Here is a 16,032-nt window from a genome sequence, read left to right on the forward strand (position 1 = left end):
ACAAAAATCTATGAATTTACTGATCAAAATTCTTATCACTTCGGGCTTAGTATTGCTAATTGCGAATTTTATGCCGGGGGTTCATGTAGCAGGATTTACTACAGCATTAATCGTAGCAATTGTTCTGGGGTTACTTAATATATTTATCAAGCCAATATTGGTAATACTTACATTGCCGGTTACCATCATTACTTTAGGATTGTTTTTATTGGTAATTAATGCATTAATGATTTTGTTGTGTACAAAAATTGTTGGCGGATTTAGCGTAGACACCTTTTGGACCGCCTTATTCTTTAGTATCATCTTGTCATTATTACAGTCCATAATGAATGGAATATTAGGCGAAGGAAAATAAGGAATTGTTTTAACATGTATTTGTGAATGAATTAATTTACAGTATTTGTATAATTTTATACCTTTGTGCTTCTATATAAGATAAACAATGTCGAAAAAGTTTTACATAGTGCTATTAGTTATGCTTGGTTTCTTTATGACACCAAGCGTGGCTTTTGCATGTGGAACAAAAACGGAGAAGGCATGTTGCAAAAAAGAATCCTCTTCAAAAAAGGATAAAAAAGAATGTTGTAAAAAAGGACAGTCTTCAAAAGAGAAATCTCATGAAGGTTGTAATGGTGCTTGTAAAAATGTTACTTGCAGCAGTTCAACAGTCTATTTAGGGATGACTTCGTTGTCTTACACTGAATTGAATAATCAACTCTTTAGTTTTTCTACTGAAAAACAAAATTACTATTACTCAGAAATCTTTATTTCTTCAGATTTCCGTTCTATTTGGCTTCCACCTAAAATAAGCTAAATTCCTTTTTCTGACAGCCAAAAGACTGTCTATTTCAAAGCATTTTATGCTTTTACAATCATTAAATTTTAGTCGAATACAATTTGAAATGTAGCAAAATGCGCTATTGTTTTCAATGTTTTTGCGACTAATTCACCTCAAAATTATTCATACAATGAACTCAATAAAAAGAATATTGATGGCAATAACACTATTGCTTTCAGTTACAATTGCAAGCGCGCAAATTAAAAATGCTACAACAGAAACAGTAAAAATATACGGAAACTGTGACATGTGTAAAAGCAAGATAGAAACTGCCGGAACCCTGAAAAAAGTTGCGAAAGTCGAGTGGGATAAAGATTCCAAAATGGCAACACTTACGTATGATTCCTCTAAAACGACTCAAGACGAAATCTTGAAACGCATTGCTTTAGCCGGTTACGACAGCGATAAATTTCTTGCTCCGGATGATACTTACGATGCATTACATGGATGTTGTCAATATGAAAGAGAAGCAAAAGTAGCTGTTTCAACAGAGATGAAAATGGAAACCGCTGCTGCAGAGAATCATGCAAACCACGCCAGTCATTCTGATACTGCAGTTGCAAAACAACAAGTGGATACGGAATTAAAAGTTGTTTTTGATACCTATTTCTTATTGAAAGATGCTTTGGTAAAAACAGACGGAAAAGCTGCCGCTACTGTTGCGAAAGACCTTTTGACAGCATTAAATGGAGTGAAAATGAATAATCTTGCTATGGATGTTCACATCGTTTGGATGAAAGAAATGAACGGTTTAAGGGCTGGGGCCAAGAATATTTCGGAAACACAAGACATCAAACGTCAAAGAGAAATTTTTATTCCTTTTTCAAAATCAATCTACGAATTGATAAAAGTGGCTAAATACGAAACTCCGGTTTACCTTCAGTTTTGTCCGATGGCTAATGACGGTAAAGGCGCAAACTGGTTGAGTAAAGAGAACGTGGTTAAAAACCCATATTACGGTTCTCAAATGATGACTTGCGGAAAAACAGTCGAAACGATTCAATAACTGTATAAAAGGAATATAAAATGAGAAAAATAATGCTACTATTCAGTTTAATAATCAGTATTTCAACTGCAACTGCACAAATGAAAATTGGAGACAGCCTGCCTGATTTTCAACTTAAAAACAATAAAGAAGCAACAATAAATTTGACTTCTTTCAAAGGAAAAACGGTCTTGATTGACTTTTGGGCTTCTTGGTGTGCGCCTTGTAGATTGGCTAATAAAAAGTTGGCTCCTTTATACAATCAATATAAAAATGATAACTTCGAAATTGTTGGGATATCCCTGGATACGGACAAAACGAAGTGGATGAATGCTATTCAAAAAGATAAATTAGCATACGAGCAATTAATCGATGCTAAAGGTTTTGATGCTAAATCTGCGCTGCTTTTTGGAGTAGAAGCATTACCTAATTCGTATCTATTTGATGCATCAGGAAAATTAGTTGCCATCAATCCAACGGAGCAAGAAATAATAATGAAAATAAAAAAATAAAGTAAAATGAAAAATATAAATTTAAAATTCATTGGTATCGCTTGTTTGTTTTTAATAACAAGTATAAAATCCTATTCTCAAATCTCAAAAGCGGAAATAATTGCTACAGGTTTAACGTGTTCTATGTGTTCTAATGCTATAAACAAACAACTAAAAGCAACCGTTGGTGTGGACAGTGTGAGTACTGATTTGAACACAAATACCTTCACGGTTTATTTTAAAAAAGAAAGTAAAATAATGCCCAGAGTACTGAAAGAAGGTGTTGAAAAAGCAGGTTTTTTTATCGGTTCATTAGTAATTACGGTACCTACAGAGAACTTAAAAATCGAAGGAGATAAAACCATTTCATTAAACGGTTCTACTTTCGTTTTATTGAATGAAGAACTTAAAAACAGTAACGGGGAAACCAAATTGAAGGTTTATGATAAAGGATATGTAACTCAAAAAGAGCATAAAAAACTGCTTAAAACGTTTTCAAAAACAGCGTCATATCCATTGGATAACGAAGACGATTACCATATCAAAACTGTAATTTAATGAGGAAGTTTTTAATCGCATTTTCGTTTTTTCTTATTCAAGGAATATCGGCTCAGGAACTTTTTGTGGTAACTGATCCGGCAAGCAATGTTCCTGCGGGTTCATTAGGAATTCGTTTGGGACAATCCATTTTCAAGGAACAAATGAAATCAGGATATAGTTATCATCTCATGCCCGAAGTTACGTGGGGTATCAATAAAAATTTGATGGTGAGAACATCAATGTTTGTTAGCAATAGGAGCAATCAATTGGTTACTGAAGGCGCCAGTTTTTATACTAAATATCGTTTCCTTTCCACGGATGATTTGCATAGTCATTTTAGGATGGCAGCATTTGGGAGATATAGTTTTAATAATGCCGATATCCATCAGGAACAGATAGAAATTATGGGGCATAATACTGGTTTTGAAACGGGAATTGTAGCTACGCAGCTTATAAAAAAGGTAGCCATAAGTGCTTCTGTCAGTTTTGAAAAAGCATTCGATAATAAACCGGATTACAGATTTCCAACAACACAAAGTGATAACGCTACCAATTATACAGTATCGTTAGGAAGATTGATGTATCCAAAAAAATACACTAATTTTAAGCAAACAAATATCAATACAATGCTTGAGTTTGTTGGGCAGACATTAAACGAAAATGGGAAATCATATTTGGATATTGTGCCTTCCATTCAATTTATTGTAAACAGTCAGGCACGGATTGATGTGGCATACAGACAAGAATTATACAGTTCTATGCTACGTTCTGCGCCCAATGGATTTTATCTGAACTTAGAATATAACTTTTTCAATGTTTCAAAATGATACAAGTAACAATCATTATCATTTGAATTTTCAAAAAAGCAGTCGTCAAACAATACAGCAATTTGCTACAATAATTAACAATTAATAATTCATTAAATGAAAAATACAATCCTATCAATAATCACATTAGCATTAGTGTCGGTTTCTTGTAACCAAAAAAATAAAGAAACGGAAGCTGACAAACCAGTTGCAACCAAAACGACATCGGAATTGTATTCGTGTCCAATGCATCCTGAAGTTACCGGTGAAAAAGGAGCAGAATGTTCGGAATGTGGAATGGAACTATCAGAGAAAGTGGCGCAAATGCCAAAGGCGGAAAAAAATGATGCCGCAACGACTGATGTTGAAACAGAAAATACGGTAGCAACCACTAAAACTGTTGCTGCAAATTCGTTTACAATTAATGAAATAGTAAGCAGTTATTTAAAGCTTAAAAACGCATTGGTGAAAGATGATTCTAAAGCCGCTGCTAATGCTGGAAAAGGGTTGTATGCCACGTTTGACAAAGTAAATTCGAATACTATTTCAAATGTAAAACTGAAAAACAAGTTCAATGACATTGCCGAAAATGCTAAAAAAAATGTGAAACATATTGGTGATAACGCCGGGAAAATAGATCATCAAAGAGAATATTTTGCGCTGTTGAGCAAAGATGTACATGATTTGATAAAAACCTTTGGAACAGACCAAAAATTATATCAGGATTATTGCCCAATGTACAATGAAGGGAAAGATGGCTATTGGATAAGCGAAACCAAAGACGTTAAAAATCCATATTATGGTTCTGAGATGTTAACTTGTGGTCGAATGGTGGAAGCAATTTAATAGCGATGAAATTCTACATCAAAAATATGGTATGCGATCGCTGTAAAATGGTTGTGAAATCCGAACTCGAAAAGATTGGAATTTTTCCTGTTTCGGTGGAGTTGGGGGAAGTGCAACTATTGGAAAATTTCAAGGAGAATCAAAAGCAGGAGTTGGAAGTAAAATTGCAATCGCTTGGATTTGAATTGCTAGAAGACAAAACAACGATACTTATAGAAAAGATCAAATGCCTAATTATTGATTTGGTACACCATCAAGATAATGAATTAAAAACCAATTTATCGCACTATTTGTCAAGGCAATTAGGGCAAGATTACAGCACTTTGAGTAATTTATTTTCAGAAGTTCAAGGCACAACTATTGAGCATTATTTTATTGCTCAAAAAATTGAAAAAGTAAAGGAGTTATTAATGTATAAAGAATTAACTTTAAGTGAAATTGCAATTAAATTGAATTACAGCGATGTAGCACATTTGAGTAATCAGTTTAAAAAAATCACGGGCGTAACGCCAACTCATTTTAAACAATTAAAAGAAAATAACAGATTGCAAATTGATGGCTTGTAAAATTTACAAATCATTTCCAAAATTCTACAACAAGTCAAAATATCAGGTCGAGTACCTTTGAACTGTAGAAATGAATCTTTAGTTTAATATTTTAATAATAGAAAAAATGAAAACATTAATTATCGTACTAAGCGTGTTCTTAGCAGTAAATTCAATGGCATCAGCTCAAGAAGCGGTGAAATCTTCCCAAAAGGAAATGCATAAAGAAATGTATTCGTGTCCAATGCACCCAAAAGAGATGAGCAGTAAAGAAGGAGAGTGCAGTAAATGTGGAATGAAATTAGTAAAAACACTAAAACACGACACTTCAGGGAAAGGGAAAAAAACAGAAGTAGTTACAAAATACGTTTGCAAAATGGACGGTACAACTGCTGATAAACCTGGAAAATGCTCTAAATGTGGAATGAAAATGACTCATCAGGACGTTCAAAAACCGGCCTATTCTTGCCCAATGCACCCGAAAGAAATGAGTGATAAACCAGCAAAATGTCCCAAATGTGGTATGCAAATGACTCCAAAAAAAAGTGACAAAAAAGAAGAGAATCATCAACATTAAAATTTTTTAAAATCGGTTCTATACTTTTTATAGAACCGATTTTTTTTAATTCAACATTATGAAACATACCTATACAATCACTGGAATGTCTTGCGACGGTTGTCGTTCTAAAGTCGAAAAAACATTGAATGCTATCGATGGAATTCATGCGACAGTTACTTTGGATCCACCAATAGCAACGATAACAATGGATGAACACATTCCCACGGCTAAATTACAAGAGACCTTAACTGTAGCCGGAAACTATACAATTGCCATGAATAATGCGACTGATTCTCATCACGCTACCGAAAAGCCAATCGAAAAATCATGTTGCAGTTCAAATAAACAACAAGAGAAACCAACCGTAATTTTGCCCACTAATGCGCAAGGAAAATACTATTGCCCGATGCATTGTGAGGGCGAAAAAGTGTATGATAAACCCGGAAGTTGCCCGGTGTGCGGAATGAATTTGGAAAAAGTCCCAGAATTAAGTGCCGCAAAAATAATGTACACGTGTCCCATGCATCCTGAAGTTATCAAAGACGGTCCCGGTTCGTGTCCCATTTGCGGAATGGATTTAGTACCAATGGAACCTACCGATTCTGAAGAAAATAAAGTGTACAATGATTTGGTGCGCAAAATGAAAATAGCGGTGGTTTGTACAGTTCCTATTTTTATTATTGCCATGTCAGATATGATTCCTAATAATCCATTAATGAAAATTATGGATACACAAAACTGGAATTGGGTGCAATTAATACTCTCGCTTCCAGTCGTTTTTTATGCGTGTTGGATGTTTTTTGAGCGCGCTTTGAAATCCATTGTTACTTGGAATCTCAATATGTTTACCCTTATCGGAATTGGTACAGGCGTGGCGTTTTTATTTAGTTTAGTCGGAATGTTTTTTCCAGCTGTTTTTCCGGATGAATTTAAAACGCACAACGGAACGGTTTCGCTCTATTTTGAAGCAACAACAGTTATATTAACATTGGTTTTATTGGGACAATTGTTAGAAGCCAGGGCACACAGCCAAACAAGTGGAGCCATAAAAGAATTGTTGAAATTAGCGCCGACCCAAGCCGTTTTGGTACGCGATGGAAAAGATACGGTTATCTCGATTCACGACATCAAAAAAGGAGATTTATTGCGGGTAAAACCCGGAGATAAAATTCCGGTGGATGGAAAAATCACCGATGGGGAAAGTACCATTGATGAATCGATGATAACAGGCGAACCCATTCCTGTTGATAAAAAAATAGGCGACAGCATTAGTTCTGGAACGATTAACGGGAACAAATCCTTTGTGATGATTGCTGAAAAAGTAGGTGCAGAAACCTTGCTTTCGCAAATTATACAAATGGTCAATACTGCCAGCAGATCTAAAGCGCCGATTCAGAAACTAGCAGATAAAATAGCTAAATATTTTGTGCCAATTGTGGTCTTTGTTTCGGTAATTACTTTTTTTGTTTGGGCACAATTTGGTCCTGAACCCGCAATGGTTTATGGATTTATTAATGCGATTGCTGTATTGATAATTGCCTGTCCGTGCGCTTTGGGATTGGCTACGCCCATGTCAGTGATGGTGGGTGTTGGGAAAGGAGCACAATCGGGAGTTTTGATAAAAAACGCCGAAGCACTGGAAAACATGAATAAAGTCAATGTTCTGATTACGGATAAAACAGGAACAATTACCGAAGGAAAACCTTCTGTGGAGAAAGTATTTTCCTTGAATAATGACGAAGATTCTTTGTTGCAAAGCATTGCATCTTTAAATCAATACAGCGAACATCCTTTGGCGCAAGCCGTAGTCAATTTTGCGAAAGCGAAAGCAGTTTCATTAATCGAAGTCAAGGATTTTGAAGCGATTTCAGGCAAAGGAGTCATTGGGACAGTAACCAACAAAAAAGTGGCGCTCGGAAATAAAAAATTAATGGAGCAGGTGAATGTCACGGTTTCCGAAGAATTAGAAAATAAAATCACAGCCGAACAAAAACTGGGAAAAACGGTTTCTTATATTTCAGTGGACGGAATCGCGGTAGGATTTGTATCGATAACTGACGCCATAAAAGCAACAAGTGTCGAGGCCATAAAAGAACTGATGCGCCAAGGAGTTGAGGTGATTATGCTAACGGGCGATAATGAAAATACAGCAAAAGCAGTGGCGATGCAATTGAATTTAAGTTCGTTTAAAGCCAGTTGTTTGCCCGAAGACAAGCTGAAAGAAATTAAACGATTGCAATCCGAAGGAAAAATTGTGGCTATGGCAGGTGACGGAATCAACGATGCTCCTGCTTTGGCGCAATCCGACATCGGAATTGCGATGGGAACCGGAACAGATGTGGCCATTGAAAGCGCTAAAATAACGTTGGTAAAAGGGGATTTACAAGGCATTGTGAAAGCGAAAAACTTAAGCCATGCCGTGATGAAAAATATCAAGCAAAATTTATTCTTTGCCTTTTTCTATAATGTACTTGGAATTCCAATTGCAGCAGGCGTTTTGTATCCGTTTTTTGGAGTGTTGCTTTCGCCGATGATTGCAGCTTTGGCCATGAGTTTTAGTTCCGTTTCCGTAATTGCAAATGCGTTGCGATTGCGAAATTTAAAATTATAAAATGAAATCGGCATGAAGAATGGCGATGCCATGTTCCGCTAAAAAAAACAGTATCTTAATATGAAAAAACACGCTATAATTATAATCTTGCTTTTTGCTTTGAATGCTGCCGCGCAAAAAGTAGTTCGTTATGATTTATATGTTCGGGATACGATTGTCACTTTTGGTGATAAACCCAAAAGAGCAATTGCCGTAAACGGACAAATTCCAATGCCAACACTCACATTTACCGAAGGCGATATTGCCGAAATTTATGTGCATAATGAATTAAATGAAGACACTTCGTTGCATTGGCACGGATTATTTTTGCCCAATAAAGAAGACGGTGTGCCTAACTTGACACAAATGCCCATCAAACCACAAACTACGCATAAATATACGTTCCCAATTATCCAGCACGGAACGCATTGGTACCACAGTCACACGGGTTTGCAGGAACAAATTGGGATGTACGGTTCTTTTGTAATGAATAAAAAATCGGATGATGCAACGTTTAGAAAAGGAATTGATGATTTGCCAACCGTTCCCATTATTCTGAGTGAATGGACGGATATGAAACCGGAAAATGTGCATCGAATGTTACACAATGCGACGGACTGGTTTGCGATTCAAAAAGGAACCACGCAAAGCTATGCCGAAGCCATAAAAGCGGGGCATTTTAAGACAAAAGTCACTAACGAATGGAAACGAATGAACGCCATGGACGTAAGTGATGTGTATTACAATAAATTTCTGATTAACGGGAAAAATGAAAGCCAGCTTTCGCAGTTTAAGGCGGGAGATAAAGTCCGATTGCGGATTTCGAATGGTGGTGCTTCAACGTATTTTTGGTTGAATTATGCCGGAGGAAAAATCACCGTGGTTGCCAGTGATGGAAATGATGTGGAACCTGTTGAAGTCGACCGATTAATCGTTGCTGTTTCTGAAACGTATGATGTTGTAGTAACTATTCCTGCCGAAAAAACGGCGTATGAGTTTTTAGTCACTTCGGAGGATAGGACGAAATCGGCATCATTGTATTTAGGGGATGGCATCAAGCAACTGATTTCGCCTTTGCCTAAATTAAAGTATTTTGAAGGCATGAAAATGATGAACGGTATGATGAAAATGAATGGGGATTTAGATGATATGGGCATGCAAATGTCGCTCAACCAAATGGACATGAATGTGGTGATGTATCCTGAAATTACTGGAAACAGCCAAAAGGCGAAAGGCGAAAGTCAGAAAAAGGATGAACATGCCAATCACAATCAGTACGACTCCAACGCACTTTCGGATATCACGACATTGAATTATGCGATGCTGAAATCACCCACGAAAACAACTTTGCCAACTGACGCACCCGTAAAAGAATTGCGGTTTGAATTATCAGGAAACATGAATCGCTACGTTTGGAGTTTGGACAATAAAGTAGTTTCGGAAGCCGATAAAATTCTAATTAAAAAAGGAGAGAATGTTCGAATTGTACTCTTCAACGGCTCCATGATGCGTCATCCGATGCATTTACACGGACATGATTTTAGAGTGCTGAACGGTAAAGAAGCATTCGCGCCGCTGAAAAACATCATTGACATTATGCCGATGGAAACCGATACGATTGAGTTTAATGCAAATGTTAAAGGCGATTGGTTTTTTCATTGTCACATTCTCTATCACATGATGGCGGGAATGGGAAGGGTTTTTAGTTATGAAAATCAAGAACCAAATCCTTTGATTCCAAATCCAAAATTAGCGCAACGCAAATTGTTTGCTGATGACAGAGCTTTTCATGTGATGGCGGAAAATGATTTTGCCACCAATGGAAACGATGGAATGTTGATGATTCAAAACACACGATGGAGTATTGGTACCGAATGGCGTTTGGGCTACACCAATCATCACGGGTATGAAACCGAAACGCACATTGGACGTTACATCGGGAAAATGCAATGGCTCATGCCGTTTATTGGTTTTGACTGGCGGTATCGAAAAATGGAAATGGGAGAAATGGAAGAGAATCTTTTTGGTCAAACCAATACCAAAGACAATCGCGCTGTTTTCAGTGCCGGAGTCGAATATACGTTGCCAATGCTCATCAAAGCACAAGCCGAAGTATTTACCGACGGGAATTTCAGATTGCAATTTGAACGCATGGATATTCCGGTTTCCAAAAGATTGCGCATGAATTTAATGTGGAATACGGACAAAGAATACATGGCGGGTTTGCGCTATATTGTCAAGAGAAATTTCGGAATTACCACGCATTACGACAGTGATATGGGATTAGGTTTTGGATTGAGTTTGAATTATTAAAAACGGAATACTTTGTTTTTGTAATTTTGGGAAAAATATACTGCTATGGTACAACTTTCAGAAATCTGGATTTATCCTGTAAAATCATTAGGTGGAATTAAATTGCAAGAAGCTCAAGTGACCGATCGTGGTTTGGAACACGACCGCCGTTGGTTGTTGGTTGATGAAAACGGATTGTTTCTGTCGCAAAGGGAACATTCGGAATTAGCTCTTTTTCAACCTGAAATTGCAGGGGATTTTCTGAATATTACACATCGCGTACAATTAGAAACAATACAACTTCCGTTGCATCAATCTTTTTCGGAGACCAAAACTAAAATTGATGTGATGGTTTGGGAGGACTCCATTCAGGCGTATGAAGTCGATTCAGTTATTTCAGATTGGTTTTCCAGAATATTGGGATTTTCGGCTCGTTTGGTTTACATGCCCGAAGAAAGTCACCGAAAAGTAGAGGCTAAATATGCCGTTACGGAAGCTGATATTAATTCTTTTTCGGATGGTTATCCTTTTTTGTTGATTGGTCAATCGTCATTGGATGATTTGAATTCGCGTATGAAGGAAGCACTGCCGATGAATCGGTTTCGACCTAATTTTGTTTGTACAGGCGGTGATGCTTATGAAGAAGAATCTTGGAAAGAATTTACAATAGGTGAGCTAACTTTTTTTGGGGTGAAACCTTGCGGAAGATGTGTAATGACAACTATTGACCAAGAAAAAGGAGTGACCTCAGGAAAAGATCCTTTACGGACTTTGGCAAAATACAGAACAGTAGGGAATAGCGTGTTGTTTGGGCAAAACTTGATAGGTTCTGGAACTGGTCTTGTAGCTGTTGGTGATGCTATTGCTGTTTTGATTTCTATTTAAGTTTCCCAATTTCTTACTCAAATTTATAGCTTTTTGAAATAGCTAAAAAGTCGGGAGACGCCGTAGCGCAACCCGACTTTTAATACTATTCTCGTTTATAGCTTTTGTGTTATAACGTATTTATGAGCAATCAAATTAATCTTTTTTATGTTGTTCCGTATGATTTTGATTTCCGTGAATCGTATGATCTCCCACATTCATTCCGTTTGACATCCCGATCATAAAGGCGGTAATAATTAGCATAATTTTTCTTTTTGCCCAATGAATAGGGCGTTTAGATTCTTCTAAACGTGTTTTAGTTTTGTGTTTATACATTTTGTAAATGATAAATGATTAGACATTTGGTATCATCTTTATGCATGGAATTGCATAAATGCGTAGAAAGAAATTTCTAGGCTGTGTATAAACTTTTATAGGAATTTCGGGAAGTAATCATCTCATTTATAAAAATGTGTTGAGATGCAAATGAACATACTTTTTGATAAAGCTGCGTTTGTAATTTTAGAAGAATCGGAATTTGAAGACTAAAAATATCTTGAAATTGGAGATAAGCTAACTGAAATAGGAATGCCGTTTTTTCAGATGAATTTATCTGATGGAACACATATAATTTCGAACCCTTATGGTTTAATTCTCGTCTTAGAATTACGTTCGAGAATCGGTAATAATCTGCTGAATTTGATGGAGAATCTAAAGCACCATCATTCACCATCTGGCCAAAAGCCAGAAAGAGAGAAAGGAGATATTTTAGATACTTTGTCAATCTATTTAGTTTTAATTATTATTTCAAAAGTACAAAAGTAACGTTGAATTAAGGACTATTTTATTATTATTTGTGTTTACAAACGTTGCCTTTCATTAGATTTTAGATTTGTTCTTTGAAAAATCAGCTTGTTTTAAAAAAAACTTATTTGTGGTAGCTGTTAGTTCTGAATTGATTACAATTTACAAGTTCAATACAGGCTATTTTTATTTGAAGGTTTTTGGGTTTGGCTTTGAGCATCTCAAAAATAGTGCTATTTTTGCACCCGAAATAGAAAAACAAGGCCCGTTCGTCTATCGGTTAGGACGCATGGTTTTCATCCATGTAAGAGCGGTTCGATTCCGCTACGGGCTACATTCTAAATAACAATCTTAAAAAGCCTCGAAAATTATTTTTCGAGGCTTTTTTTGTTATTGGATTTGGCTGTTGTTTTTGTATTATTCGCTCTTTATTGTGGGCGCAAAGAGACGATTGCGGAGCTTGTTCATTGAAAATGCGTGAATTATACAATTATTGCTAAAAATTGTATTACATTTTTGCCAATGTATAGGGGTATTTTTGCTTCTTAGTAACAAATTATTTGAACCATCATTTAAAACTATTTACATGAATAACCCCTCAGCACCAAAGAAAATAACTTGGATTATAGGATTGACTTGCGGTATACTTGGAATTATTGGACATTTCATAGATGTTCAAGTTTTAACAGAACATAATTACACACTATTGCTTGTTGGTTTCTTTGTTTTGGCAGTAGGAACAACTGTAAAAGGAGTTTAAATATGCTAGGATGAGAAACAAGTATTAATATAAAAACATATAATAATGTCAGAAAAAAACAAAAAACAATTTGGTGTTTGGATGGATTTACATCATGCAACTATTGTAGGAAGAGAAAATGTAGATTCAGGTGAGTTCGTAATATTAGGTCACGAAAAAGTTGACGGACAAGGTCGTAATTCAAGCGAAAACGCAGCAAACAATGCTGAAAGAGATTTACTTCATAAACTATTCAAAAACATTACGGCTCATATGCAAAATGTTGATGAATTGCATGTGACAGGAACTGGTACTGCTCAAGAACAATTTATTAAATATTTGAATGAGACTCCACAGTATAAAAATGTTGAGACTAAAGAAAGTACTTCTAATAAAATGGATGATGAAAGTTTAATTGAATATGTGGCTGCACAGTTCAACTAATCGCTTCATAAAAAAGCTATTTTTTATTGGTTAAAATGAAATGCCTCCAAAAAAGCAAATGCTATTTGGAGGCATTTTTATGGAGAGAAAAGTCAGAGACGTTCGCGCAGCTTATAAGATAAATTTATTGTTTTAATGTACATTTTGCGGAGCTGGGGGAACTTTTTGCAGAGCTGGCGCTCGCGTGTGAAAATTAGTAAATTTAAATTTTAGTGGCCTCTAAATTTGTGCAACATACTCGATAAATTTTCATTTTCTCGAATAAACTCTAATAAATATTCTTCTGTAATATTGTATTGTTGATGATTTTTATCTTTTGTTCTTAAGATTTGTTCATTTTCATATGTAATTTGAAAGCTGTGAATAATTCTATTTCTTTTAGAAACCAAATTTGAAAATAATGATGAAATTTCTTCGTCTGAATTTTTTGTAATCGTTTCTAAAATTGGTTTTGTTAGTTGTCCTGAAGTTTTATCAATTAGTTCATACCAATTATAATTCGAATTGTCTATGCGCAGAATATTTTCAATGACAAATTGATTATTTGAATTAAAAACACAAATAGCAGATCCTAATAATTCTCTATATCTTCTTGTAGGTAATGATTGACGGCTATAGTTTTCGTACATTAAATTTATAATATTTTTATAACTATAATTTTCAATTTCTATAGGTTAGCATGAAGGCTAACTTATAATATGTCTGATAAGCGACTGTGTTTATATATGTTCAAATATATCAAAAATTTTTCTTACAAACTATCAAAGCAACTTCATATTATCGTATACCACGACCTGCGTGAAGGATGGCAGTGAAAATCCTTTTATGAAGCACAGCGCAATAAAAGATTATAACGAACAGCCTGACCCAAAGTTGCGAGGAGGAATAACGAAGCAATCTGGAGGGGCACGCCCAAATTATTTTCCTTTTCCAGCCTCTGATTTTGTCAAATAACTGCCTAAAATTCAATCCCGTCCCGAAGCTTCGGGATCGTGAATAAAAAGCTTGTTTGGGTTGCAAAAATTTTATAATTTTGCAACCCAATTTTATTATGTAAATTAAAGAAGAAGATGGATATCAAAAGAGTAGCAATAGACGCTGTGAATGAAACAATTGTAATGACTGTTGTTCACATGGATTACAAAGGACAAGTTGCAAAAAGAATAAACGAAAAAATGCCTTTGGCAACTGTTAAGGGATTTAGAAAAGGAGCGGTGCCTAAAGATCTTGTTGAAAAACAATACGGTAAAGCTATTAAACAAGAAGAAGTTCAGAAAGTTGTTGATTTGGCTCTAGAGCGTTTCGTACAATCTGAAAGATTAAACCTTCTTGGAACGCCACTTCCTAAAGTAAACGAAGATTTTTCTTGGGATGCTGAAGAATTGGTTTTTGAATATGAAATTGGATTGGTTCCAAACTTCACTTTAGACTTAGATGCTAAAAACGACATCGTAAAATATGTGGTTACTGCTGATGATAAATTAATCGACGGTCAAGTGGAAAGAATCCAAAAACAATTTGGAACTGCAATTCCTCAAGAGGTTGTTGCTGCAGATTCAGATGTGACTGGAACATTCACTAACGAAGAAAAAGGAATTAATAACGCTACCACTATTGCTGCTGATCTTTTCAAAGACAAAGCGACTTGGGATTTATTCACAGGTAAAAAAGTAGGTGATGTAGTGACTGTAAATACTAAAGGTTTATTTGAAGACGACCACCAATTGATGGACGTGATGAAAGTAAGTCATGATGACGTTCACGGTTTAGATGTTGATGTAAACTTCACAATCGAAGCCATCAACACTGCTGAATTAGCAGAATTGAACCAAGAATTGTTCGATAAATTGTTTGGAGCTGGAGCAGTTTCTTCTCTAGAAGAATTGAAAGCAAAAATCAAAGAAGATGCTGAAACTCAATTTGCACAGCAAGCAGACCAAAAATTATTAGGGGATGTAACTGAGTTCTTAATCGAAAGCACAAAATTTGATTTACCAGCTGAATTCCTTAAAAAATGGTTGCAAACTGTTGGTGAGAAAAAATTATCTCCTGAGGAAGCTGAAGTGGAATATGCACGTTCTGAAAAAGGATTGCGTTTTCAATTGATCGAAGGTAGAGCAATGGCTCAATCTGACATCAAAATCACTTTCGAAGACTTGAAAACATTCACTACAAAAAATATCCGTCAACAAATGGCGCAATTCGGACAAACAAATCCTACTGACGAAGAAGTTCAAGGAATTGTAGCTAGAGTTTTGTCTAATCAAGACGAAGTGAAAAGACTTTCTGACCAAGTTGTTGCTGAGAAATTATTGGAATTGTTCAAAGAGAAAGCAAATCCTACTACTAAAGAAGTGACTTACGAAGAATTTATTGCTGCTTCTTACGGAGAATAAATAAGAGTTTGTACGGTCGTAAATTTGAAAGTCAAAAGCCCTAAGAGCGAGAGATTATTAAAATTTTATGATTTGATTACAGATACGAAACAATAAAAAATAGTTATATTTGAGCGTCAGAAAAAATATTTTTTGGCGCTCTTTTGTTTGAATTAATTTCAGGAGCTAATCCAGCTGTACGTTTCAAGTTTTTTCTTCCGTTTCTGTTTTTTAAATTCCTGCAAGAGCTTCTTCCAGTCGCTTTGCAAGAATAAAAAAACTAAAAAACGGAATTCAAAAAGCTTTTCACTCCC

General features: G+C 35.6%; 19 protein-coding genes and 1 tRNA gene. 17 read left to right on the top strand and 3 right to left on the bottom strand.

The window, feature by feature from the left end:
• Positions 1–10: 10 nt before the first annotated feature.
• From Q1W72_RS10850 to Q1W72_RS10905, 12 genes are all read left to right on the top strand, one after another.
• Positions 11–355, top strand: coding sequence for a phage holin family protein (locus tag Q1W72_RS10850; RefSeq protein WP_099714356.1), 345 nt, complete (start codon positions 11–13; stop codon positions 353–355).
• An 87-nt stretch (positions 356–442) separates the two neighbouring features.
• Entirely contained in the window at positions 443–814 is a 372-nt protein-coding gene (locus Q1W72_RS10855) for a hypothetical protein (protein WP_143394880.1), read from the top strand.
• Between the two features lie 154 nt (positions 815–968).
• The gene (locus Q1W72_RS10860; RefSeq protein ID WP_099714358.1) at positions 969–1,844 is read left to right on the top strand and encodes a DUF3347 domain-containing protein; all 876 of its coding nucleotides are present in this window, start codon (positions 969–971) and stop codon (positions 1,842–1,844) included.
• A 20-nt stretch (positions 1,845–1,864) separates the two neighbouring features.
• Positions 1,865–2,335 carry a TlpA disulfide reductase family protein gene (locus Q1W72_RS10865; protein ID WP_099714359.1) on the top strand — a complete coding sequence of 157 codons (471 nt, stop codon included), beginning with the start codon at positions 1,865–1,867 and terminating at the stop codon, positions 2,333–2,335.
• 6 nt (positions 2,336–2,341) lie between these two features.
• Positions 2,342–2,872: a heavy-metal-associated domain-containing protein gene (locus tag Q1W72_RS10870; RefSeq protein WP_099714360.1), complete on the top strand. Its 531-nt coding sequence runs from the start codon at positions 2,342–2,344 to the stop codon at positions 2,870–2,872.
• Complete coding sequence (locus Q1W72_RS10875) at positions 2,872–3,681, top strand: hypothetical protein (RefSeq protein ID WP_099714361.1); 810 nt, start codon at positions 2,872–2,874, stop codon at positions 3,679–3,681. Before Q1W72_RS10870 ends, Q1W72_RS10875 begins: the two co-directional genes overlap by 1 nt.
• A gap of 96 nt (positions 3,682–3,777) precedes the next feature.
• Positions 3,778–4,506, top strand: coding sequence for a DUF3347 domain-containing protein (locus Q1W72_RS10880; protein WP_302135195.1), 729 nt, complete (start codon positions 3,778–3,780; stop codon positions 4,504–4,506).
• Positions 4,507–4,511: 5 nt separating this feature from the next.
• Entirely contained in the window at positions 4,512–5,072 is a 561-nt protein-coding gene (locus Q1W72_RS10885; RefSeq protein WP_302135196.1) for an AraC family transcriptional regulator, read from the top strand.
• Between the two features lie 106 nt (positions 5,073–5,178).
• A complete protein-coding gene (locus Q1W72_RS10890; protein ID WP_302135198.1) occupies positions 5,179–5,628 on the top strand; it encodes a heavy metal-binding domain-containing protein in 450 nt (149 codons plus the stop codon).
• A 58-nt stretch (positions 5,629–5,686) separates the two neighbouring features.
• Positions 5,687–8,221, top strand: a complete 2,535-nt coding sequence (locus Q1W72_RS10895; protein WP_302135199.1) for a heavy metal translocating P-type ATPase — start codon at positions 5,687–5,689, stop codon at positions 8,219–8,221.
• A 60-nt stretch (positions 8,222–8,281) separates the two neighbouring features.
• Entirely contained in the window at positions 8,282–10,513 is a 2,232-nt protein-coding gene (locus tag Q1W72_RS10900; protein ID WP_302135201.1) for a multicopper oxidase family protein, read from the top strand.
• Between the two features lie 45 nt (positions 10,514–10,558).
• Positions 10,559–11,377, top strand: coding sequence for an MOSC domain-containing protein (locus tag Q1W72_RS10905; protein WP_099714367.1), 819 nt, complete (start codon positions 10,559–10,561; stop codon positions 11,375–11,377).
• Between the two features lie 135 nt (positions 11,378–11,512).
• On the opposite strand, the gene Q1W72_RS10910 is transcribed toward Q1W72_RS10905, so the two are convergent.
• Positions 11,513–11,692 (bottom strand): hypothetical protein, encoded by a 180-nt coding sequence (locus Q1W72_RS10910; RefSeq protein WP_091165592.1) that lies wholly within the window; start codon positions 11,690–11,692, stop codon positions 11,513–11,515.
• A 76-nt stretch (positions 11,693–11,768) separates the two neighbouring features.
• Complete coding sequence (locus Q1W72_RS10915; RefSeq protein WP_099714368.1) at positions 11,769–12,140, bottom strand: hypothetical protein; 372 nt, start codon at positions 12,138–12,140, stop codon at positions 11,769–11,771.
• A 282-nt stretch (positions 12,141–12,422) separates the two neighbouring features.
• Between Q1W72_RS10915 and Q1W72_RS10920 the strand changes: the two genes are divergently transcribed.
• The 3 genes from Q1W72_RS10920 (at position 12,423) to Q1W72_RS10930 (ending at position 13,343) form a co-directional block, all read left to right on the top strand.
• Positions 12,423–12,494, top strand: a tRNA-Glu gene (locus tag Q1W72_RS10920).
• 252 nt (positions 12,495–12,746) lie between these two features.
• Complete coding sequence (locus tag Q1W72_RS10925) at positions 12,747–12,920, top strand: hypothetical protein (RefSeq protein WP_302135203.1); 174 nt, start codon at positions 12,747–12,749, stop codon at positions 12,918–12,920.
• A gap of 45 nt (positions 12,921–12,965) precedes the next feature.
• Positions 12,966–13,343: a hypothetical protein gene (locus tag Q1W72_RS10930; protein WP_282727439.1), complete on the top strand. Its 378-nt coding sequence runs from the start codon at positions 12,966–12,968 to the stop codon at positions 13,341–13,343.
• A 209-nt stretch (positions 13,344–13,552) separates the two neighbouring features.
• On the opposite strand, the gene Q1W72_RS10935 is transcribed toward Q1W72_RS10930, so the two are convergent.
• On the bottom strand, positions 13,553–13,972 hold the full coding sequence (locus Q1W72_RS10935) for a hypothetical protein (protein WP_302135205.1): 420 nt from the start codon (positions 13,970–13,972) through the stop codon (positions 13,553–13,555).
• 196 nt (positions 13,973–14,168) lie between these two features.
• On the opposite strand from Q1W72_RS10935, the gene Q1W72_RS10940 reads away from it, so the two are divergent.
• Both Q1W72_RS10940 and Q1W72_RS10945 read left to right on the top strand, forming a co-directional pair.
• Entirely contained in the window at positions 14,169–14,297 is a 129-nt protein-coding gene (locus tag Q1W72_RS10940) for a hypothetical protein (protein ID WP_302135206.1), read from the top strand.
• A gap of 116 nt (positions 14,298–14,413) precedes the next feature.
• Positions 14,414–15,739 (top strand): trigger factor, encoded by a 1,326-nt coding sequence (locus tag Q1W72_RS10945; RefSeq protein ID WP_302135208.1) that lies wholly within the window; start codon positions 14,414–14,416, stop codon positions 15,737–15,739.
• Positions 15,740–16,032 lie beyond the last annotated feature (293 nt).

The sequence above is a fragment of the Flavobacterium sp. ZE23DGlu08 genome (assembly GCF_030505335.1).
GTDB lineage: Bacteria > Bacteroidota > Bacteroidia > Flavobacteriales > Flavobacteriaceae > Flavobacterium > Flavobacterium algoritolerans.